This window comes from Pseudomonas spartinae (assembly GCF_965197125.1).
Classification (GTDB): Bacteria; Pseudomonadota; Gammaproteobacteria; order Pseudomonadales; family Pseudomonadaceae; genus Aquipseudomonas; species Aquipseudomonas composti_A.
In genome coordinates, this window is the sequence record NZ_CBDAMB010000004.1 from 413,197 (window position 1) to 433,627 (window position 20,431).

At 63.5% G+C, this 20,431-nt stretch carries 19 protein-coding genes; 8 read left to right on the forward strand and 11 right to left on the reverse strand.

The window, feature by feature from the left end; all coding sequences use genetic code 11:
* Positions 1-18 precede the first annotated feature (18 nt).
* Positions 19-831 carry a MerR family transcriptional regulator gene (locus tag ACN8M7_RS12665; RefSeq protein WP_490260999.1) on the reverse strand — a complete coding sequence of 271 codons (813 nt, stop codon included), beginning with the start codon at positions 829-831 and terminating at the stop codon, positions 19-21.
* Positions 832-1,123: 292 nt separating this feature from the next.
* On the opposite strand from ACN8M7_RS12665, the gene ACN8M7_RS12670 reads away from it, so the two are divergent.
* Positions 1,124-2,074 (forward strand): alpha/beta fold hydrolase, encoded by a 951-nt coding sequence (locus ACN8M7_RS12670; protein ID WP_490261000.1) that lies wholly within the window; start codon positions 1,124-1,126, stop codon positions 2,072-2,074.
* Between the two features lie 16 nt (positions 2,075-2,090).
* On the opposite strand, the gene ACN8M7_RS12675 is transcribed toward ACN8M7_RS12670, so the two are convergent.
* The 4 genes from ACN8M7_RS12675 to ACN8M7_RS12690 form a co-directional block, all read right to left on the reverse strand.
* On the reverse strand, positions 2,091-3,452 hold the full coding sequence (locus tag ACN8M7_RS12675; RefSeq protein WP_197432212.1) for a DNA recombination protein RmuC: 1,362 nt from the start codon (positions 3,450-3,452) through the stop codon (positions 2,091-2,093).
* Positions 3,453-3,632: 180 nt separating this feature from the next.
* Positions 3,633-3,884 (reverse strand): SEL1-like repeat protein, encoded by a 252-nt coding sequence (locus ACN8M7_RS12680; protein WP_061241267.1) that lies wholly within the window; start codon positions 3,882-3,884, stop codon positions 3,633-3,635.
* 439 nt (positions 3,885-4,323) lie between these two features.
* Complete coding sequence (locus ACN8M7_RS12685; protein ID WP_490261001.1) at positions 4,324-5,076, reverse strand: RES family NAD+ phosphorylase; 753 nt, start codon at positions 5,074-5,076, stop codon at positions 4,324-4,326.
* Between the two features lie 233 nt (positions 5,077-5,309).
* Entirely contained in the window at positions 5,310-5,681 is a 372-nt protein-coding gene (locus ACN8M7_RS12690; protein ID WP_061241263.1) for an XRE family transcriptional regulator, read from the reverse strand.
* A 131-nt stretch (positions 5,682-5,812) separates the two neighbouring features.
* Between ACN8M7_RS12690 and ACN8M7_RS12695 the strand changes: the two genes are divergently transcribed.
* The 3 genes from ACN8M7_RS12695 to ACN8M7_RS12705 are packed head-to-tail and all read left to right on the forward strand — an operon-like array spanning position 5,813 to position 8,944.
* On the forward strand, positions 5,813-8,368 hold the full coding sequence (locus ACN8M7_RS12695) for an intermembrane phospholipid transport YdbH family protein (protein ID WP_490261002.1): 2,556 nt from the start codon (positions 5,813-5,815) through the stop codon (positions 8,366-8,368).
* Positions 8,369-8,372: 4 nt separating this feature from the next.
* Complete coding sequence (locus tag ACN8M7_RS12700) at positions 8,373-8,564, forward strand: YnbE family lipoprotein (RefSeq protein ID WP_490261003.1); 192 nt, start codon at positions 8,373-8,375, stop codon at positions 8,562-8,564.
* 41 nt (positions 8,565-8,605) lie between these two features.
* Positions 8,606-8,944, forward strand: a complete 339-nt coding sequence (locus ACN8M7_RS12705; protein WP_061241257.1) for a YdbL family probable chaperone protein — start codon at positions 8,606-8,608, stop codon at positions 8,942-8,944.
* Positions 8,945-9,007: 63 nt separating this feature from the next.
* On the opposite strand, the gene grxD is transcribed toward ACN8M7_RS12705, so the two are convergent.
* Together grxD and ACN8M7_RS12715 are read right to left on the reverse strand one after the other, a co-directional pair.
* Positions 9,008-9,334, reverse strand: coding sequence for a Grx4 family monothiol glutaredoxin (gene grxD, locus ACN8M7_RS12710; protein WP_037049304.1), 327 nt, complete (start codon positions 9,332-9,334; stop codon positions 9,008-9,010).
* A gap of 130 nt (positions 9,335-9,464) precedes the next feature.
* Positions 9,465-11,573, reverse strand: coding sequence for a molybdopterin oxidoreductase family protein (locus ACN8M7_RS12715; protein WP_490261004.1), 2,109 nt, complete (start codon positions 11,571-11,573; stop codon positions 9,465-9,467).
* 358 nt (positions 11,574-11,931) lie between these two features.
* On the opposite strand from ACN8M7_RS12715, the gene argF reads away from it, so the two are divergent.
* Together argF and ACN8M7_RS12725 are read left to right on the forward strand one after the other, a co-directional pair.
* A complete protein-coding gene (gene argF / locus ACN8M7_RS12720) occupies positions 11,932-12,852 on the forward strand; it encodes an ornithine carbamoyltransferase (protein WP_061241253.1) in 921 nt (306 codons plus the stop codon).
* Entirely contained in the window at positions 12,849-13,955 is a 1,107-nt protein-coding gene (locus tag ACN8M7_RS12725; RefSeq protein ID WP_490261005.1) for an ABC transporter ATP-binding protein, read from the forward strand. Before argF ends, ACN8M7_RS12725 begins: the two co-directional genes overlap by 4 nt.
* Here the strand turns inward: ACN8M7_RS12725 and ACN8M7_RS12730 are convergent, their stop codons facing one another.
* The 4 genes from ACN8M7_RS12730 to ybaK all read right to left on the reverse strand — a co-directional run bounded on the left by ACN8M7_RS12730 (position 13,956) and on the right by ybaK (position 17,664).
* The gene (locus ACN8M7_RS12730; RefSeq protein WP_490261006.1) at positions 13,956-14,762 is read right to left on the reverse strand and encodes a PhzF family phenazine biosynthesis protein; all 807 of its coding nucleotides are present in this window, start codon (positions 14,760-14,762) and stop codon (positions 13,956-13,958) included. It lies immediately after the preceding gene.
* Positions 14,763-14,859: 97 nt separating this feature from the next.
* Positions 14,860-15,633 carry a substrate-binding periplasmic protein gene (locus tag ACN8M7_RS12735; RefSeq protein WP_231740179.1) on the reverse strand — a complete coding sequence of 258 codons (774 nt, stop codon included), beginning with the start codon at positions 15,631-15,633 and terminating at the stop codon, positions 14,860-14,862.
* A complete protein-coding gene (gene glpK, locus ACN8M7_RS12740; RefSeq protein ID WP_061241247.1) occupies positions 15,630-17,117 on the reverse strand; it encodes a glycerol kinase GlpK in 1,488 nt (495 codons plus the stop codon). Before glpK ends, ACN8M7_RS12735 begins: the two co-directional genes overlap by 4 nt.
* A 76-nt stretch (positions 17,118-17,193) precedes the next feature.
* The gene (gene ybaK / locus ACN8M7_RS12745; protein ID WP_490261007.1) at positions 17,194-17,664 is read right to left on the reverse strand and encodes a Cys-tRNA(Pro) deacylase; all 471 of its coding nucleotides are present in this window, start codon (positions 17,662-17,664) and stop codon (positions 17,194-17,196) included.
* A 98-nt stretch (positions 17,665-17,762) separates the two neighbouring features.
* On the opposite strand from ybaK, the gene ACN8M7_RS12750 reads away from it, so the two are divergent.
* Together ACN8M7_RS12750 and glpD are read left to right on the forward strand one after the other, a co-directional pair.
* Positions 17,763-18,521, forward strand: coding sequence for a DeoR family transcriptional regulator (locus tag ACN8M7_RS12750; protein WP_061241242.1), 759 nt, complete (start codon positions 17,763-17,765; stop codon positions 18,519-18,521).
* Positions 18,522-18,671: 150 nt separating this feature from the next.
* Positions 18,672-20,201 (forward strand): glycerol-3-phosphate dehydrogenase, encoded by a 1,530-nt coding sequence (gene glpD, locus ACN8M7_RS12755; protein WP_490261008.1) that lies wholly within the window; start codon positions 18,672-18,674, stop codon positions 20,199-20,201.
* Positions 20,202-20,431 lie beyond the last annotated feature (230 nt).

Genomic DNA, 20,431 nt, shown 5'->3' on the forward strand with positions numbered 1-20,431 from the left:
ACTGGCACCCGACGGGCATCAACCGCGCTGCAGGAACCCCTGCAGCAGTTGATGCACCCGCTCGCTCAGTTCGCGGTTGGCCGCCACCGGCAGGCCGCGCGCCAGCTCCGCCTCGACCACCTGCTCGACCAGCGGCCGCAGTTGCAGCAGTTGGGCGCTGAGCCCTTCCAGCTGATCGACGCGAGGCAGCGAACTCTGCAGCAGCGGATTGACCAGATGGCCGACGATCATCTGCACGATACCGGTGGATACCTGCTCGACGTGCCGACGAATCGACTCCAGCTCATCGAGTAGCGCCGGCAATGAGATGCCGGCGCGGTACAACTCGACACCCGCAGCGAACAAGCGCGGGCTGGGCACGCAGAGATGGTCACCGGCGAACTGCAGCAGGCCCATGGCCATGGCTCGTTCGATCATCGCGTCATCCAGATCGTCAGCGAAGATCGCCTGCAGCTCGGCGAACTCCAGGCGCCCGGGTTGCTCGGGCTCACCGGGGCCGCGGATGGCCTGGTCGAGCCCCAGCACGTGGGCGAGATCACGGCCCTGGGCCCAGGCGTCGAACAGTTCGCGGATGCTGGCGATGCTGTAGCCGCGCTCCAGCAGTTGGCCGATCAGCTGCAGACGCGCCAGATGCTCGCCGCTGTATATGCCGACACGCCCGCGGCGCTCCGGCGGCGACAGCAAGCCGCGGTCCTGATAGGCGCGCACGTTACGCACGGTGGTCTGCGCCGCCCGTGCCAGTTCGTCGACCGTATATTCGGCGGCAACCGCCGCAGCCATCGGGGCAGCGCTGCCGAGCAGGCGCTGGAAGAACAGGGAAACGTCAGTCATGCGCCGATCATAGTCCCGAGCGGAGCCCCCGCCAACCGCAGCGCTGGCCCCAACCAAGGGCTGGACTTGCACGACCGCACTCCGACAAGCAACCGCCCAAGCCCACCGCCAAGCCTCTTAACAGAGCGGCCCGGGCAGTTCAGGTAACGAAGTAACGCAGGCCTTAGGGCCAGTGCGCATGGCTAGGCAAAGGCAACATGGCGCTCAACAATGACGATGACATCAAACAATGTAATTGTCATATTCCGGAGCCTGCCATGTTCTCGCCCGCCCATCACCCCGGCGTCCTTCGATGAACGCGCCACTGCAACGCCACGAACGGCCACCACGACAGTTGGACGTGAACAGCCAAGGCCTGCGTCTGTGCACCTACATCTGGGACAAGGCCGACGCGCCGACTCTGCTGCTGGTACACGGTTATCCGGACAGCCACGAGATCTGGCTGCCGCTGATCCATGAACTGGCTGCCGACTACCGCATCGTCGCCTACGACGTGCGTGGCTGCGGCGCGTCGCAGGTACCGAAGCGCCTGCATGACTATCGACTGGAGCGCTTGGCAGGCGATCTTGAAGCGGTCATCCACGCCACCAGCGCAGGTCGCCGGGTGCACCTGGTCGCCCATGACTGGGGCTCGATCCAGAGCTGGGAAGCGGTGACAGAAGCGCGCATCCAGCCGCTGCTGGCGTCCTACACCAGCCTCTCCGGCCCCTGCCTCGACCATGTCGGCCACTGGCTGCGCGAGCGCCTGAGTTTGCGTCGTCCTGATGCACTGTTGCAGGCGCTGAGGCAGGTGCTCAGTTCCTGGTACATCGCCTTCTTCCATATCCCACTGCTGCCGGAATTGTGCTGGCGCCTGGGGCTGGATCGCGCCTGGCCCTGGCTGCTGCGTCGACTCGAAGGCATACGTCATCTGCCGCCGAGCCCTACGCAGCGCGCAGACGGCATGCGCGGCGTGCAGCTGTATCGCGCCAACTTCATCCGCAGCCTGCTCAGACCTCGCTCACGCAGCACCCGCGTACCGGTGCAACTGATCGTGCCACTGAACGACCGCTTCGTGCGCCCACAGCTGTTCGAGGACCTGCAGCACTGGGCGCCACTGCTGAGCCGCCGCAAAGTTCATGCCGGCCATTGGCAATTGCTGGCCGAGCCCAGCGCCCTGGCCGGCTGGCTGCGTGACTATGTGAACAGGCTGGAGCAGGCCGACTCGTCAATGAGGAAACCCCAGCAAGCGCCGCTGCGATAGCGGGCCAAGGGCGCTCTCACTCGCCCAGTTCGTCCAGTGCCGGCAGGTCGGCTGAACGCTCCAGCAGCTCCGACGGCAGGCTCTTGCTGGCACGAGCCCCCAGCAGCTTGAGGTTTTCCACACGGCCGACCAGGTTGCCGCGACCGTCGACCAGCTTGTTGCGAGCACTGGCGTAGGCCTTGTCCAGCTGCTGCAAGCGACTGCCCATCTCGTCCAGATCGGCAACGAAGGCGACGAACTTGTCATATAGCTGCCCCGCACGTTCGGCGATCTCACGGGCGTTCTGGCCCTGGCGCTCCTGGCGCCAGAGGCTGTCGATCACTCGCAGCGTGGCCAGCAAGGTGGTCGGGCTGACGATCACCACCTGTTGCTCGAAGGCTTCCTGAAACAGATCCGGCTCGGCCTGCAATGCCGCAGCGAAAGCCGCTTCGATGGGAACGAAGAGCAGAACGAAATCCAGGCTGTGCAGCCCTTCCAGGCGCTGGTAGTCCTTACCGGAGAGCCCCTTGAGGTGACTGCGTACAGAAAGCAGGTGCTGCTTGAGCGCCTGCTGGCGAATCGGCTCGTCGACCGCCGCGACATATTGCTGATAGGCGCTGAGGCTGACCTTGGCGTCGACGATCACCTGCCTGTCGCCCGGCAGGCGAATCAGCACGTCAGGCTGGAAACGCTCACCGCCGGCGCCCTTGAGGCTCACCTGGGTCTGGTACTCGCGGCCCTTCTCCAGACCGGCATGCTCTAGCACCCGCTCCAGCACCAGCTCACCCCAGTTGCCCTGGGTCTTCTGCCCTTTCAGCGCGCGAGTCAGGTTGGTCGCCTCATCGCCCAGACGCTGATTGAGCTGCTGCAGACGCTCCAGCTCCTTGCTCAGGGAAAAACGCTCGCGCGCTTCTTGCTGATAACTCTCGTCGACGCGTTTCTCGAATGCCTGGATGCGTTCCTTGAGTGGATCGAGCAGCTGGCCGAGGCGCTGCTGACTGTTCTCGGCAAAACGCTGCTCGCGCTCATCGAAGATCTTCGTCGCCAGCTCGGAGAACTGCGCGCGCAGTTCGTTGCGTGCGCCCTGCAGGTCATCCAGGCGCTGTTGCTGGTTGTCGCGGTTCTCCTGCAGCTCGGCGGCCAGCGCTGCACATTCGGCGCTGAGCCGGCGCAGCTCTGCCTCGTTGCGCTCGCGCTGCTGATTCCACGACTGCGCGGCTTCACGAGCGATCTGCCGCTCCTGCTGCAGCAACTCGTTCTCACGGCGCAGCCCGGCCAGCTCGGTCTGCTGCTCTACCTTGATCTCGCTGACTTCTGCCAGCTCGGCGCGGCAATCATCGAGTTGCGCCAGTAGCCCGGTCTGGCTGAGCTGCGCATGCTCCAGGCGCTCCTGCAGCAGCGCCTGCTCGCCCTGCTCGCGAGTCAGCCGGCGCTGCAAGGACCAGAGGCCTGCCAACAGCGGAACCAGCGCGACGACAGCACCAATGGCGAGAGAAAGGGGATCGATTGGCATAGAGGCTCCATGTTTGGCCGCCGAGCAGTATACCCAGCCGGCGATTTACACAGGGCCAGCACGCAGTCAGCGCGACAGACGCTCCAGTTCCAGCTGGGCACCACGGTCACCTGCTCGCGCCGCCTGACGCAACAGTTCAAAGCCGATGCGGCGGTCGCGGGTATTGCCGCAATCGCGACAGAGCAGTTGGCCCAGCCGACTTTGCGCTTGTACACAGCCTTTGCGCGCCGGCTGCTTGAGCAGGTTGCCAGCGATACGCTTGACGCTGGGCGTTTGTCCCAGACGCGGACTGTCGAGCAGCCAAAGCGCAACGCGCATGGGCAGACGAGAAGAGCTTGGACGGGCAGCGGAGGATGAAGACGGTAAAGCGCGAGGCATAAAAAAACAGGGGGGTGAGTGCCGGGGCGCGCCACTCTACTCCTTTTTTTCTGAAGGTAAAGCCCCGACTGCCGGAACGATTTCGACACCAGAAAAGAGTTCCCTCACAATCCACAGAAGCTGTGGATAACTCCGTGCACAACTTGGGAGAAATGCCTTACAGACCCTATGCTATGGGGCTCTCAGTCAAACTGACGATTTTTTCACCAATGAAAAAAATGCATATTTTTCATTGACTTAAAAAACAACCACGAAAAATCAAACGTTTAGCGGCGATTCTGACAGTGATGTGACAGCCCGCTCCAGCTTTGTGCACAACTCTCTGCGGCATATCCGCGCAGCGCTCTGTTTCGGGGCATCTGCACGGCCAGCGCCGCGCTCACGCGGGGCGCGGCAGCTGCCCCTGCACCAGGAACTGCTCCCAGTGAAACAGTCGTGGCTGATCGGGCGTCTGCGCGTGCTTGAACGCCACGTAGTCAGCCGTGGTTTCGCACAACCAGGCCGTCAGATTGCGCGGTCGCTTCTCCGCGAAGGCAGCGGGCACGTAGAGAGCGACATTGCTGCCCCCCTCCGGGCAACGTGCCGAGCGGTACTCGAAGGCCTGGATACCCGCTGCACGCATCGCCGTGCCGAGACGCTGGGACGCTCTGTAATCGCTGGGATGAGCCAGCAGGGAGCCATGCTGATCGAAAGGCGGCTTGTGAAGCTGGATACCGCGTTCGACGCGATAACGCGCCTCGAAGGTGGAATGCTCGGAAAGGATGCGACCACTGGGCGGCGGCGTAGCCATGCCGTTCCACAGTACGAAGCGGTAATAGGCGGCCTCGGCCATCGCCGTTTCCAGGCGCTGTGCGGCGTAGAACAGGCTGGGCTCATAAACGTTGCCGAAGCGCGACCCCCAGCGCAACGGTGGATAACGAAACGGCGTCTTCAGCAGATAGTGCAGAGGCTCGCTGGCTTCGGGCAGTGGCGGCTTGCTGCTCTCGAGCAACTCCTCGAGCAGCGCCTGCTCGGCGAGGTTATCCACCAGTTGCAGGGTCGCGACCTGCGCCTGGCTTTCCACCATGCGCAGCAGTTTGCCGCGCAACGGTCGCACCTGCCGCTCGCCGTCGCATAGTTGCCAGATGTCCATGGCGATACCTCCAATTAGCGTAGAGCCTGCTCAAAGCATCGCGAGCTAGAGCCGTGCAAGGCAAAAATAGGCGAGGAACGGTCGGAATCGCGGACGACTGTACTTTTGTACATTCGCATGACTCGCTGCGCTCGCCCCTTCGGGGCCGCACTAACGTGCGTTGGCCGCAAACGGCCCACCGAGTCTGTTTTTAACGCAGCAGGGCCGACGCGCAGCAGGCTTTGAGCAGGCTCTCAGACTTTGCCGCGAATGGCGTCCAGATACTCGACGACGCGCACCAGTCCCTGCACCTGACTCATCTGCTGCAGCGGCACGCCGGCCAGATGGCGATTCTCGGTGCGCAGAAAGTGGCGCATGTCCTGCTGGTTGCCGCCGAACAGGGCGAACAGGGCGCGGTAGGCGCGAATCAGCAGCAGGGCCAGTTCACCGGTCTTGCTCTGCGGTCGCAAACCGCCCTGCTCACCCCAGCGACTGATGGCGCTGCGATGCACACCGACGATATCGGCCAGCTCCTGCTGGGTCAGCCCCAGCTGTTCACGGGTACTGAGCAAGGCCTTGGCCAGTACCGCATCGGCGTCAGGCTGGCTGCGAGTGACTGCACTCATCGTGTTCCCCTACGCGTGTTTAGAACAAATAAAATAATAAAAGCTGCAAACACACAATAGCACGGATAGCCGCTTGGCACCTACCCGAGCATGGGGTACCGTCCCTTCACGGCATCTGACAAGGAGAATTCATGAGCCGCCGGCGTTTCTGGCTGAGCATCTGCGTGGCGACTCTGGCGCTGCTGTCGCTACTGATCGGCTATGCCAGCTACCGCGTGCAGCAACTGCTCAAGGAGCAACACATCGAACTGGACTGGCAGCGACTGAGCCTGTCCTGGCGCGGTGTGCAGCTGCACGATTTGCGCCTGACGCAGCGCCAGGGCGGTGAGTTGCACGCGCAGGCCAGCCAGCTGCAACTCGATTGGCTGGCCAGCGAGACGCCACGCTATCGCCTTGCTGTCCAGGGTCTGCAAATCGACTGGCAACCCGCATCGACCGCGACGCAGCCATCAACCGAGAGCGACCTCGACGCCCTCTTCCAGTCAGTGCTCGACACCCTGCCATGGCTGCCGCGACAGATCGACCTACGCGACACCCAGGCGCGGCTGCCCTGCCACAGCGGCCTGTGCACGCTTGCCGGCAACCTCAGCCTGCAGCATCTGGACGATGCCTTGCAGTTGCATCTGCAGCTTGAGCGTGAGACTCACAGCGCACAGCTAGATGCCCGCTGGCAGGGCCTGGGCAGAGCACCAGACCGCACGCGCCACCTACAGATGAGCCTGCACCTCGACGATCAGCAGCAAATGGAGCTGCGCAGCGATCTACGCGCCGAGGGCGACGCACTGCAATGGGCCGGCAACCTGCTGCTCGCACCTTTGCAGGAGATTGCCTGGGTCGGTACCTGGCTGAGCGAATGGACCCCACTCGACGCCACCAACCTGCCCACGACGCCGCAGCAGGCCGGGATCATTGCCCAGTGGCAACTGCAGCTGCCGCAGACCACCCGCGAGTTCGGCGAGTTGCTCGCCGCGCCTGGATGGCTGCGGGTCGACGCCCAGCTGCCGCAGCCCTGGCCGCTGCCCGGCGCGGGCCTGCTCAGCGGCGAACTGCAGCTCGACCTGCTCAACGCCAGCGGCACCTGGCAAGCACGCAAGCTGCACGGCAACCTGCAACTCGACATGCAGGACGCCGCCTGGCTGGCCACGCTGCCGAGCGGCTTGCAACCCAGCCATCTGCAGATGCGGCTGACGCCAGTGCAGAGCAGCCACGACAACGAACTGGCCGTACAACTCAAGCTCACCGGCCTGGGCGCACTCGAGCTGCAGGCGAACGCCGAGCTTGGCCTGCGACAAGCCCCCGATTGGTCGCTGAACGTACGCCAGTTGCAACTCGACGCCCGCAGCAAGCGCGTGGATCTGGCAGGCAGCCGGGCCGATGATCTGCAGCTGAAACTGGACCTGAGCGGCAGCGCGACCACGCAACAACTGCAATTCAACCTGGCCGAAGACGCTCACCTGACTATCCAGCAGCTGCGCAGCGGCGATCTGCAGCTGCAGCAGACTCGACTGACACTCGGCGCTCTCGAACTGGCTGGCGCTCCAAGTTCAGCGACACTGAGCGGGCCGCTGGCACTGCGCATACACAGCCTGCAACACCCGCAACTGCAAGCGCAGGGTTGGCAATGGCAAGGCCGGGTAGCAGCAGACAGCGCCAGCCAGACACTCGAAGGCGCCCTGCTGGCTGATTCGGGGCTGAGCATGACCTTGGGCCTGGACCACACAGCCAATGCGCTGACGCTCAACGCCAGGCTCGACGAACTCTTCCTGCGCGCAGGCAACCCGTTGGCACGAACCCTGGCCAGCTGGCCAGCGCTGCTGACCCTGGACAACGGCCGCATCCAGGGCGACGCCAACCTCAGCCTGCCCACTGGCCAGCCGTTGCACCTGCGGGCCAACCTGACCGGCAAGGGTCTGGCAGGCATCTATGACCGCAGCACGCTGAGCGGTGTGGACGCTGAGCTGCGCCTGCAACTGGCGGGCGATCGCCTGACGCTGGAGCTGCCGAGCCTGAGCGCGAAACAGATCGACCCGGGCATCGCCCTCGGCCCCTTGCAGCTGCAGGCCAGCTATCAGGCCAGCGTGCAACGCCCCCTGGCTGGCAGCCTCAGCCATCAGCGGGCGGAACTGGGCATCCTTGGTGGCAGCCTGAGTCTGGAACCGGCGACCTGGGCGCTGGAGCGGCCCAGCCAGCTGCTGCCACTGAAGCTTCGCGGTCTGGATCTGCAAGAACTGTTTCGCGTGTATCCGGCCGAAGGGCTGGCGGGTAATGGCCTGATCGACGGCACGCTGCCGCTGCGCCTGGGCGAGGCGATCAGCATCGAGCAGGGGCTGATCGAAGCACGAGCACCGGGCGGGCGCCTACGCTTTCACTCGCCACGCATCCGCGCCATGGGCCTGGCCAACCCGGGCATGAAGCTGGTCACCGACGCGCTGGAGGATTTTCACTACGACCTGCTCAGCAGTAGCCTCGACTATGATTCGTCCGGCACACTGCGCCTCGGTATGCGTCTACATGGACAGAACCCGGCCATCGAACAGGGCCGGCCTATCCACTTCAACATCAACCTGGAAGAAGACATTCCGACCCTGCTGGCCAGCCTGCAACTGACCGACAAGGTCAACGACATCATCCAGCAACGGATTCAGCAACGGATGCGTCAGCGTGTCCCCCAAGAATCAAAGGAGTAGCGCCATGCGTACGTACCGCCTCCTCGTCGCCATGAGCCTGGGCCTGCTCTGCCAGGCCTGTACCCCGACGGTGCAGCTGGCCATGCCCAACGAGCCGATCAACATCAACCTCAACGTCAAGGTCGAGCACGAGATCTACATCAAGGTGGACAGGGCGCTGGACAACGTATTCAACGAAGACAGTGGTCTGTTTTAGGCCCGCCGTTACGGCGTGAAAAGGTTCCACGGAGAGAGACGATGATTCGATACATTTCGACCCTGCTACTGGCACTGACCCTCAGCCTGCCGGCCTACGCACTGAACCTCAACCAGGCCATGAGCGCCCTCGGCGACGCCAAGGCCAGCGGCCAACTGGGCGAGCAGGCCAATGGCTACCTCGGCGTGGTCAAACCTGGCGGCCAGGCCGATGAAATCGCCCGCCTGATCAACCAGGCGCGTCGCGCCGAATACCAGAAGGTGGCCCAGGACAACGGCATCAGCCTGAGCGACGTGGAAGCCATCGCCGGCAAGAAGGCCATCGAGCGTACCCCCAAGGGCCAGTTCATCCAGCTCAATGGCCAGTGGCTGCAGAAATAGAGAGCATCTGGCAGAAACGAAAGAACCCGCCTAGGCGGGTTCTTTGCTTTGCAAGCGCAGCGATCAGGCGTCGGCTTTGCCTACAGCGTCCTTGATCAGGGTCTGCAGCTCGCCCTTCTCGAACATCTCGGTAAGGATGTCGCTACCGCCGACCAGCTCGCCACCGACCCACAGCTGCGGGAAAGTCGGCCAGTTGGCGTACTTCGGCAGGTTGGCGCGGATTTCCGGATTCTGCAGGATGTCGACGTAGGCGAATTTCTCGCCGCAGCCCATCACAACCTGGGCAGCGCGGGCAGAGAAGCCACACTGCGGCGCATTGGGCGAGCCTTTCATGTACAGCAGAACGGTGTTGTTGGCGATCTGCTCTTTGATGGTTTCGATGATATCCATGGGGGCACCTCAGCATAGACTTCGCGACCCGACGGTCGCCACGGTGGCGCGATTGTAGCGAAAAGCCGAGCATAATGCTCGGCCTTGCCGTCGTCACATTGTCTTGATGCGACCCCCGATTGCATCCAGGCTAAGCAGCCACCACCTCCACCGGCACACCATTGAGCACCGCATTACCGGACAAGGCATCGAGCCGGCGCTCATCGGTCAGGTCATTGGCACTGGCACCTGGTTGCGCACTCGCGATCTCCATCTGCACCCCCGGTCGGGCATGGCCCCAACCATGGGGCAGACTGACCACACCCGCCATCACCTCGTCGCTGGCGGCCACTTCCACCTCGATACTGCCAACCCGCGAACGGACCTGTACGCGCTGACCATCGGCCAGACCGCGACTGGCCAGATCCTGCGGATTCATCAGCAATTGGTGGCGCGGTTTGCCCTTCACCAGACGGTGATAGTTGTGCATCCAGGAGTTGTTGCTGCGTACATGGCGACGACCGATCAGCAGTAGCTCATGCGCGGCGGGCTGTTGCTGCTCGGCGAAACGCGCCAGATCGGCCAGCAGCAGCTCAGGCGCGGCCTGCAACGCCTTGCTCGGGGTTTTCAGACGCGCCCCCAGATTTGGCTGCAGCGGCCCCAGGTCGAGTCCGTGCGGCTGCTCGCGCAGCGCGGCCAGGCTGAGTTTGCGTTCACTGCGATCACCGTAGGGACCGAAGCGCAAACCCATGTCGATCATCTGCTCCGGCGCCAGGGTCGGCTTCAGTTCAAGGCCATTGCGCGTCGCGAACGCCTTGGCCAGACCGACGAAGATTTCCCAGTCGTGCAAGGCGCCGTCCGGCTTGGCCAGCACTGCCTCGTTGAAGCGGGTGACATTGCGCACCGCGAAAACATTGAAGGTAGTGTCGTAGTGATCATGCTCCAGCGGCGCGGTCGGCGGCAGGATCAGGTCGGCGTAACGGGTGGTCTCGTTGATGTAGAAATCCACCGAAAGCATGAAATCGAGACCATCGAGCGCCTGCTCCAGCTGCCGGCCATTGGGTGTCGACAGCACCGGGTTGCCGGCCACCGTGACCAGGGCGCGAACCTGCCCTTCGCCGGGGGTCAGCATCTCCTCGGCCAGGGCCGAAACCGGCAGTTCACCACCGTATTCCGGCAGCCCGGATACCCGGCTCTGCCAGCGATTGAAATGCCCACCCGAAGTGCTCGCCACCAGATCCACCGCTGGCGTGGTGCAGAGCACACCGCCACTGCGATCCAGATTGCCGGTCACCAGGTTGATGAGTTGCACCAGCCACTGGCACAGGGTGCCGAATGCCTGGGTGGAAACGCCCATGCGGCCGTAGCACACCGCCTTGTCCGCCGCCGCGAAGTCGCGCGCCAACTGGCGGATGGCTTGCGCCGGCACGCCACAGCGCGCGCTCATGGCTTCGGCATCGAAGCCGGCAATCGCCGCGCGCACCTGCTCCAGGCCCTCCACCGGCAGATGGCTGTCACGGGTCAGGCCCTCCTCGAACAGGGTATTGAGCAGCGCCAGCAACAACGCGGCATCGCTGCCAGGGCGCACGAACAGATGCTGGTCGGCGATGGCTGCGGTCTCACTGCGACGCGGATCGACCACCACCAGCTTGCCGCCTCGGGCCTGGATGGCCTTCAGGCGCTTTTCCACATCCGGCACCGTCATGATGCTGCCGTTGGAAGCCAGCGGATTGCCGCCAAGGATCAGCATGAAATCGGTGTGATCGATATCGGGAATCGGAATCAGCAGGCCGTGGCCATACATCAGGTGACTGGTCAGGTGGTGCGGCAACTGGTCGACCGAAGTAGCGGAGAACCTATTGCGGGTTTTCAGCTGACCGAGGAAGTAGTTGCTGTGGGTCATCAGCCCGTAGTTGTGCACGCTGGGATTGCCCTGATAGACGGCCACGGCATTCTGCCCATGCTCGGCCTGAATCGCGCTCATGCGCTCGGCTACCAGCTCGAACGCGTCTTCCCAGGCGATGGCCTGCCATTGCTCGCCAATGCGGCGCATGGGCTGGCGGATACGGTCGGGGTCGTTCTGGATGTCCTGCAGCGCCACGGCCTTGGGGCAAATGTGGCCTCGGCTGAAGCTATCCTGAGCATCGCCCTTGATCGAGCTAATCTGCGTGCTGCCGTCGGGCTGGGTTTCGGTTTCGATGGCAAGGCCGCAGATGGCTTCGCACAGATGGCATGCACGGTAATGGAGGGACTTGGTCATGGCCTGGCCTCTTGTTCTGATCCGAAACGACCGGTCAGGTCGCAGGTCATGAACTATGGGCCGAGCCCGAGGGCGACGCCAGCAGCGTTCGTCCCGTGAATCGGCAGGCATCATGGGTGCCGATCCAGGCGCTGAAGTCTGTGCTATCGCTGGCGCCAAAGCTTTGGCAAAAAAGCTTGTAAAACAGGATTCTGCGCACTCGCAGGCGGTAACTTGCGTCGTCTCGCCATTTCCTTATAGGATCGCGGCTTCCCCTGTTTCGTCGCACCCTGCGGCCTCCTGCCGCAAGCTCTGCTGTTTTTGTCGGTTTTGTCACCGGCCACAGACTTGCGAACTGTAGTGATAAAGGTAGTTAACGATGAGCGTCAGACACTTTCTCTCGATGATGGATTACACACCGGACGAACTGGTGGGACTGATCCGCCGAGGCATCGAGCTGAAGGATCTGCGTAATCGCGGCGTGCTGTTCGAACCGCTGAAGAACCGCGTACTGGGCATGATCTTCGAGAAAGCCTCGACCCGCACTCGTCTGTCGTTCGAAGCCGGCATGATCCAGCTCGGCGGCCAGGCCATCTTCCTCTCGCCGCGCGATACCCAGCTGGGCCGAGGCGAGCCGATCGGCGACGCCGCCATCGTCATGTCGAGCATGCTCGATGCGGTGATGATCCGCACCTTCGCCCACAGCAACCTCACCGAGTTCGCCGCCAAGTCCAGGGTGCCGGTGATCAACGGCCTGTCCGACGATCTGCATCCATGCCAGCTGCTCGCCGACATGCAGACCTTCCTCGAACACCGCGGCAACATCGCCGGCAAGACGGTGGCCTGGATCGGTGACGGCAACAACATGTGCAACTCCTACATCGAGGCGGCGATCCAGTTCAACTTCCAGTTGAAAGTCGCCTGCCCCGAAGGCTACGAGCCTGACGCGCGCTTCCTGGCCCTGGCCGGCGATCGCGTGCAGGTATTGCGTGACCCGCGTGAAGCGATGACCGGCGCCCATCTGGTCAGCACCGACGTATGGGCCTCCATGGGCCAGGAAGACGAAGCCGAGCAGCGCATGGCGCTGTTCCGTCCTTACCAGGTCACCCGCGAGCTGCTCGATGCAGCCGCCCAGGACGTGCTGTTCATGCACTGCCTGCCGGCCCACCGTGGCGAGGAAATCAGTGTCGACCTGCTCGACGACCCTCGCTCGGTCGCCTGGAGTCAGGCCGAAAACCGTCTGCACGCACAGAAAGCGCTGCTGGAGATGCTGGTCGATCCGGCGTACCACCACGCATGAACCCACCCCTGCTGCAGCTGAACGGGCTGAACTGCGGCTACCACGCGCACAAGGTGGTGCAGGATCTCGACCTGCACCTCAACGCTGGCGATATCGGTTGCCTGCTTGGTCCCTCCGGCTGCGGCAAGACCACGACGTTACGCGCCATCGCCGGCTTCGAGCCGGTACTCGAAGGCGAGATCGTGCTCGATGGCGACGTCATCTCCCGCGCCGGCTTCACCCTGGCGCCGGAGAAACGCCAGATCGGCATGGTGTTTCAGGACTACGCCCTGTTCCCCCACCTGAGCGTGGCGCAGAACGTCGCCTTCGGCATTCGCAAACTGGGCAATGCCGAGCGCGTGACCCAGGAGTTGCTGGAGCTGGTCAAGCTCGGCCATCTGGCCAAACGCTACCCGCACGAACTGTCCGGCGGCCAACAGCAACGCGTGGCCCTGGCCCGTGCCCTGGCACCAGCGCCGAAACTGCTGCTGCTCGACGAGCCCTTCTCCAATCTCGATGGCGAACTGCGTCGACGCCTGAGCCACGAAGTGCGCGAGATCCTCAAGATGCGCGGCACCAGCGCCATTCTGGTGACCCATGATCAGGAAGAAGCCTTCGCGGTCAGCGACCACGTCGGCGTATTCAAGGATGGCCGCCTGGAGCAATGGGACACGCCGTTCAATCTCTATCACGAGCCGCTGACGCCCTTCGTCGCCAGCTTCATCGGCCAGGGCTACTTCATCCGCGGCCAGTTGCTCACCCCGGAAACGGTGCAGACCGAACTCGGCGTGATACGCGGCAACCGTGCCTATACCTGGGCACAGGGCAGCGCGGTGGATGTGCTATTGCGCCCGGACGACATCGTGCCGGACGAGAGCAGCGCGCTGAAGGGGCGCATCGTCGGCAAAACCTTCCTCGGCGCCGCCACCCTCTATCGCCTGCAGCTGCCCACCGGCAGCCAGCTGGAATCGATCTTCCCCAGCCACGCCGACCACCAGCCGGGCGACGAAGTGGGCATCCGCATCGCCGCCGACCACCTGGTGGCCTTCCCAGCCCTGGGCAGCGTCGCCGCCCAATTGCAGTTGAGCGAGTCAGGCGGCGTACGCCGGGTCAGCAGCGACTGATCAGAGCATCAGCTGGCCACTGGCGATGTGCCGCGCGTGGCCAGCGATTTTCACCCGCTCCCCCTCCAACCGGCAAAGCAGCTCACCGCCACGCGCCGAGCACTGGAAGGCGTTGAGCGTGCTACGCCCCAGACGCTCGGCCCAGTAAGGCGCCAGGATGCAGTGGGTCGAGCCGGTGACCGGGTCTTCATCGATGCCGATACTCGGCGCGAAATAGCGCGAGACGAAGTCATGCTGCTCTGCTGCGGCAGTGATCAGCACGCCGAGCCCCGGCAAGGTCGCCAGTGCAGGCAGGTTCGGCTTCAGCTCGCGCAGCTGAGCCTCGGAGCCCAGCACCACCATCAGCTCCTGCACGCTGCCATCGGCATTGCCCAGTGCCAGCACCTGTTCCACCTGGCGCTCCAGCGCGTGCTCGGTCTGCTCATGCAGTGGCCGCGCGACCACTTGTGCGCGCCGTAGCGGAAAATCCAGCTCCAGGCGCGTTCCCTGGCGGGTGACCTGCAGCGCCCCGGACAAACAGGTGAAATCCAGCACCTCGGCGGGTTCCTGATAGATGTCGAACAGCACCTTGGCCGCTGCCAGGGTAGCGTGCCCGCACAGCGGCACCTCGCTGACCGGTGTGAACCAGCGGATATGCCAGGCGCCACCCTCCTTGACCACGAATGCAGTTTCCGCCAGGTTGTGCTCGGCGGCGATGCGCTGCATCAGCGCCTCATCGAGCCAATGCTCGAGGCGATAGACGATGGCCGGATTACCGGCGAAGGGCTGATCGGTGAACGCGTCGATCTGGTGAAATTCGAGGGGCATGGGGCGTTCCTGGCCAAGGTGGGGAAAGCAAAGCATGCCCAGTTCAGCGAAGACGAGCCATGTACAGAGGGCCTGTATTTTTCCCGAACAGTGCGCCTCAGCGCAGGCCATAGCGCCGCAACAGTTCCACCATCCGCCCGTCCTCGCGAAAGCGCTGCAGTCCTTGCTCGAACAGTTGGGCATAACGCGGGCTGTCGGCCAAGCCGGGAGCGAACGCCAGGTAGATGGGAATGTCCGGCTGACGGCAGCCAACTTCGACGATCTCGCCATGCAGGTAGCGCTCGCTGAGTAGCGCCTGCATCACCCAGGCATTTTCCACCAACGCATCGATGCGTCCATGGTGCAGCTTGCGCAGGTTGCTGAGCAGCGCGCTGTCACCGGTCATCAGTTGCACCTGAGCCGGGTCATCATGATTACTCAGATACAGGTCGAGGTCGGCGCCGTAGCTGTAGCCGTAGATCGCACCGAGGCGCACGGCCTGCAACGACTGCAACCCCTGATAACGCCAGGTTCCACCGCGCAGGGCGTAGAAGCACATGCGCGAAATACCGGGGGCCGTGGGAGTGAAGATGAAGTCCGGCGCATCCTGCACCCCGGCGCCGATCACCGCCCCCAGCTTGCCGAGCCGGGTGTCGTGCACCGCGCGCGCCCAGTTGATCACGCGGTACTCAACCTCGATACCGGACTCGGCAAAGATCTGCTCGGCCAGTTCGACGAAAATGCCGCGCTTCTGTGCATCCACGGCGCAGTTGATCGGGCACCACAGGTCACCGGCGATCACCAGCTTTTCAGCCCGCGCCAGGCCGCTGCAAAGCAGCAGCGTCAGCAGCACGGCAGCGCTGACCTGGCTAAACAGGGCCGGTTTTCTCACGCTTCGCTGCGCACCCGCTTCACTGCATCCAGCCATCCGGCGTAGAGACGCTGGCGATGCGCTTCGTCCATCCGCGGCTCGAAGCGCTGCTGACGATGCCAGTGGCTGGCAATGGCCTTGAGGTCCTGATACAGCCCGAGTTTCAGACCTGCCAGGTAGGCGACTCCGAGCGCCGTGGTTTCGGTGACTTCGGGGCGCTCGACACTGACCCCGAGAATATCGGCGAGAAACTGCATGACCCAGTTGTTCTCCACCATGCCGCCGTCGACACGCAGCGCGCTGGGCGCCGCCGCGCCATCCTGGCGCATGGCTTCGAGCAGGTCGCAGGTCTGATAGCAAACCGACTGCAGACCGGCGGTGACGATTTCCTTGATCCCGGTATCGCGGGTCAGGCCGAAGATGGCACCACGCGCCTTGGGGTCCCAATACGGCGCGCCCAGCCCGGTGAAGGCTGGCACCAGATAGACGCCGCAGGCCTCCCCGGTCGCCTCGGCCAGCGCCTCGCTGTCACGCGCATGGCTGATCAGCTTGATGCCGTCACGCAGCCACTGCACCGCCGCGCCAGCGACGAAGATGCTGCCCTCCACCGCGTAGGTCACCTTGCCATCGAGGCGATAACCGACCGTGGTCAACAGGCGATTCTTCGAACTCACCGGCTGATCGCCGGTGTTCTGGATCATGAAACAGCCAGTGCCATAGGTGCTCTTGACCATACCAGGCTCGAAGCAGGCCTGGCCGATCAGGGCTGCCTGCTGGTCACCCGCCATGCCCAGCACCGGGATGCTGGCGCCGAGCAGCTCGCTGTCGGTGTGACCGAAATCGGCGGCGCAATCGAGCACGTCGGGCAGCAGGCTGGCGGGAATCTCGAACAACTTGAGCAGCTCTTCGTCCCACTGCTGGGTATGGATGTTGAACATCAGCGTGCGCGATGCGTTGCTGGCATCGGTGCGATGCACCTTGCCGCCGGTCAGGCGCCACAGCAAAAAACTGTCGACGGTGCCGAAACGCAGCTCGCCACGCTCGGCACGCTCACGGGCACCCGGCACGTTTTGCAGAATCCAGCGCAGCTTGGTGGCGGAGAAATACGGGTCGATCAGCAGGCCGGTCCTGGCCGAGACCATCGCTTCGTGCTCCTGCTCCTTGAGCCCGGCGCAATAATCGGCAGTACGGCGATCCTGCCAGACGATGGCCGGATGAATGGGCGCGCCACTGACGGCGTCCCACACCAGGGTGGTTTCACGCTGATTGGTGATGCCGATGGCGGCGATCGCCTCAGGCTGCAGGCCACTGCTGGCAATGGCATCGCGGCACACCTTGAGCGTGGACGACCAGATCTCTTCACCGTCGTGCTCGACCCAGCCATCCTGCGGGAAATACTGCTTGAACTCCTGCTGGGCTCGCGCAACCGGCAATCCCTCGGCGCTGAAAATGATGGCGCGGGAGCTGGTGGTGCCCTGATCGATGGCTAGCAGGTATTGGCTCATGCAAGATTCCTTGTTGTTATCGGTAGCAGGCTGTTGACCGCAGAGGGGCGTATTCGACTGCAGCATACTGCTGCGCTCAGGACTTGCCGATAGCGGCGAACTGTCCTTGAGTGTGCTGCGCCAGGGTTTCGGCCGAGAGTTCCAGCTCCAGCCCGCGCCGGCCGCCGCTGACGTGAATGCTGGGATACTGGCGTGCACTCTCGTCGATGAAGGTGCGCAGGCGTTTCTTCTGCCCCAGCGGGCTGATGCCTCCGACCAGATAACCGGTGGCGCGCTGCGCAGCGCTCGGGTCGGCCATGTCAGCCTTCTTCGCCCCCGCCGCTACCGCCAGCGCCTTCAGATCAAGACTGCCAACCACCGGCACCACGGCCACCAGCAGCTCGCCCTTGTCCGTCGTCGCGAGCAGGGTCTTGAACACGCATTCGGGCGCCAGCCCGAGTTTTTCCGCCGCCTCCAGCCCGTAGGACGGTGCCTTGGGATCATGCTGGTAACTGTGCACCCGGTGTTCGGCCTTGGCCTTTTTCAACAGATCGATTGCTGGCGTCATGTTCGAATGTGAAAACACAATGAAAGATGCCTTACAGTAGCAGGCCCAAATCCACCACCGCCACATCCTATAATGAGTGACCATCACAGGAAGCGCTCATGAACCTCGCTCCGCGCCAGCACGACATTCTCAACCTCGCCCGCGAACGCGGCTACGTCAGCATCGACGAGCTGGCTCAAGCCTTCGCCGTGACCCCGCAGACCATCCGCCGCGACATCAACCAACTGGCCGATCATGGCCTGTTGCGTCGAACCCATGGCGGCGCCGCCTGCGAAGCCTCGAGCATTCAGAACACGGCCTATGGCATGCGCGCCGGGCAGATGCGCGAGGAGAAACAGCGCATCGCCGAGGCCGTGGCGGCGCAGATTCCCGACCACGCTTCGCTGTTCATCAACATCGGCACCACCACCGAAGCCATCGCCCGCGAACTGCAGAACCACAAGGGCCTGAAGATCATCACCAACAACCTGCACGTCGCCGCGCAACTCAGCGCCAAGGCCGACTTCGAGGTGCTGGTGGCCGGCGGCACGGTACGCAGCGACGGAGGCATCGTCGGCCAGGCGGCGGTGGATTTCATCCAGCAGTTCAAGGTCGACTACGCCATCGTCGGCATCAGCGGCATAGACGACGACGGCAGCCTGCTCGACTTCGATTACCAGGAAGTGCGGGTTTCCCAGGCCATCATCGACAATTCCCGACAGGTTTTCCTTGCCGTCGATTCCAGCAAGTTCGGCCGCAACGCCGTGGTGCGCCTGGGCTCCGTCGCCCTGGTCGATCGCGTATTCACCGATAGCGCCCCGTCGGCAGCCATCACCCGCCTGCTGCACAGCCACAAGGTCCAGCTCGACCTGGTCTGACCCTACTCACAGCGCCAGCTTTGAGCCAATTCTCGCCACGACCACTCGGCGCGCAATCGCGCGCCGGGGTAGCGAAGCTGCACATCTTCGTCTAGCATATTTTCGAAAGTGAACATAAACACATTCGAATCCAATAGCCGAGCGTGCCACATGCCCCACGACCAGTTCGCCAGCCCTGTTGCGGAAGTCTATGACCTCGCCGTCGTTGGCGGCGGTATAAACGGTGCGGGCATCGCCGCCGATGCAGCCGGTCGCGGCCTATCCGTGTTCCTTTGCGAAAAGGACGACCTGGCCAATCACACCTCCTCGGCCAGCAGCAAGCTGATTCACGGCGGTTTGCGCTACCTGGAACATCATGAATTTCGCCTGGTACGTGAAGCCCTGGCCGAGCGCGAAGTGCTGCTGGCCAAGGCGCCGCACATCGTCAAGCCGATGCGCTTCGTCCTTCCGCACCAGCCCCACCTGCGCCCGGCCTGGATGATTCGCGCCGGACTGTTTCTTTACGACCACCTGGGCAAACGCAAGCGCCTGCCGGCCTCGCGCGGCCTGCGTTTCGGCGCCGGCAGCCCGCTGAAAGCGGAAATCAGCCGCGGCTTCGAATATTCCGACTGCTGGGTGGACGACGCCCGCCTGGTGGTACTCAACGCCATGGCCGCCCGGGAAAATGGCGCGCACATTCACCCACGTACGCGCTGCGTCAGTGCGCGGCGCAGCAAAGGCTTGTGGCATATCCACCTGGAGCGCAGCGACGGCAGCCTGCTGTCGATTCGCGCACGCGCCCTGGTCAACGCCGCCGGCCCCTGGGTCGCGCGCTTCATCCGTGATGACCTCAAGCAGCAATCGCCTTACGGCATTCGCCTGATTCAAGGCAGCCACATCGTCGTGCCGCGCCTCTACGAGGGTGAGCAGGCTTATATCCTGCAGAACGAAGACCGCCGCATCGTCTTCGCCATCCCCTACCTGGAGCGCTTCACCCTGATCGGCACCACCGACCGTGAATATCAGGGCGACCCCGCTCAAGTGGCGATCACCGCCGAGGAAACCGACTACCTGCTCAAGGTGGTCAATGATCACTTCAAGCAGCAGCTCAGCCGCGACGACGTGCTGCACAGTTTCGCCGGCGTACGCCCGCTGTGCGATGACGAATCCGATGAACCCTCGGCCATCACCCGCGACTACACCTTGTCGCTCTCCGGTGCGCCGGGCGAAGCACCGCTGCTGTCGGTGTTCGGCGGCAAGCTGACCACCTATCGCAAGCTCGCCGAGTCTGCCATGCAGCAACTGGCGCCCTACTTCGCTGATCTGGGGCCGAGCTGGACAGCCAGCGCAGCGCTACCCGGCGGCGAGGACCTGCAAAGCCAGAGCACCCTGGTCGAAGCCCTTTGCGACCGTCACGGCTGGCTCCCCAGCAGCCTGGCCAGACGCTGGGCCACCAGCTATGGCAGCCGCACCTGGCGCCTGCTCGACGGCGTGCACAACCTCACCGACCTTGGCGAACACCTGGGTGCCGGGCTCTACACCCGCGAAGTGGATTACCTGCGTCGCGAAGAATGGGCCCGCAGCAGCGCCGACATTCTCTGGCGACGCAGCAAGCTGGGCCTGTTCATGACGCCCGCGCAGCAAACCCGTCTGCAGGACTATCTGCGCAGCCGCGACCCGCATTCGGCTCATGCCGCCTGAATGCTGCGTGCCCCATGCCCCGCGTTGCGGGGCTTTTTTATGGGCACAGAAAAATAAAAAACCGCCGGTATTTGCCCGATCGCGTCATCAGCAAACTTCCAGCAACTTTTTTATTGCGTCAATTCAATAACTTGGCGCCATGATGCGGAATAAAAACATTCTTATTCGGTTTTATTTTCACTTATGTTTCAACTACTTAGGTTTGACATAAAGAAAAACGAAGCCGAAAA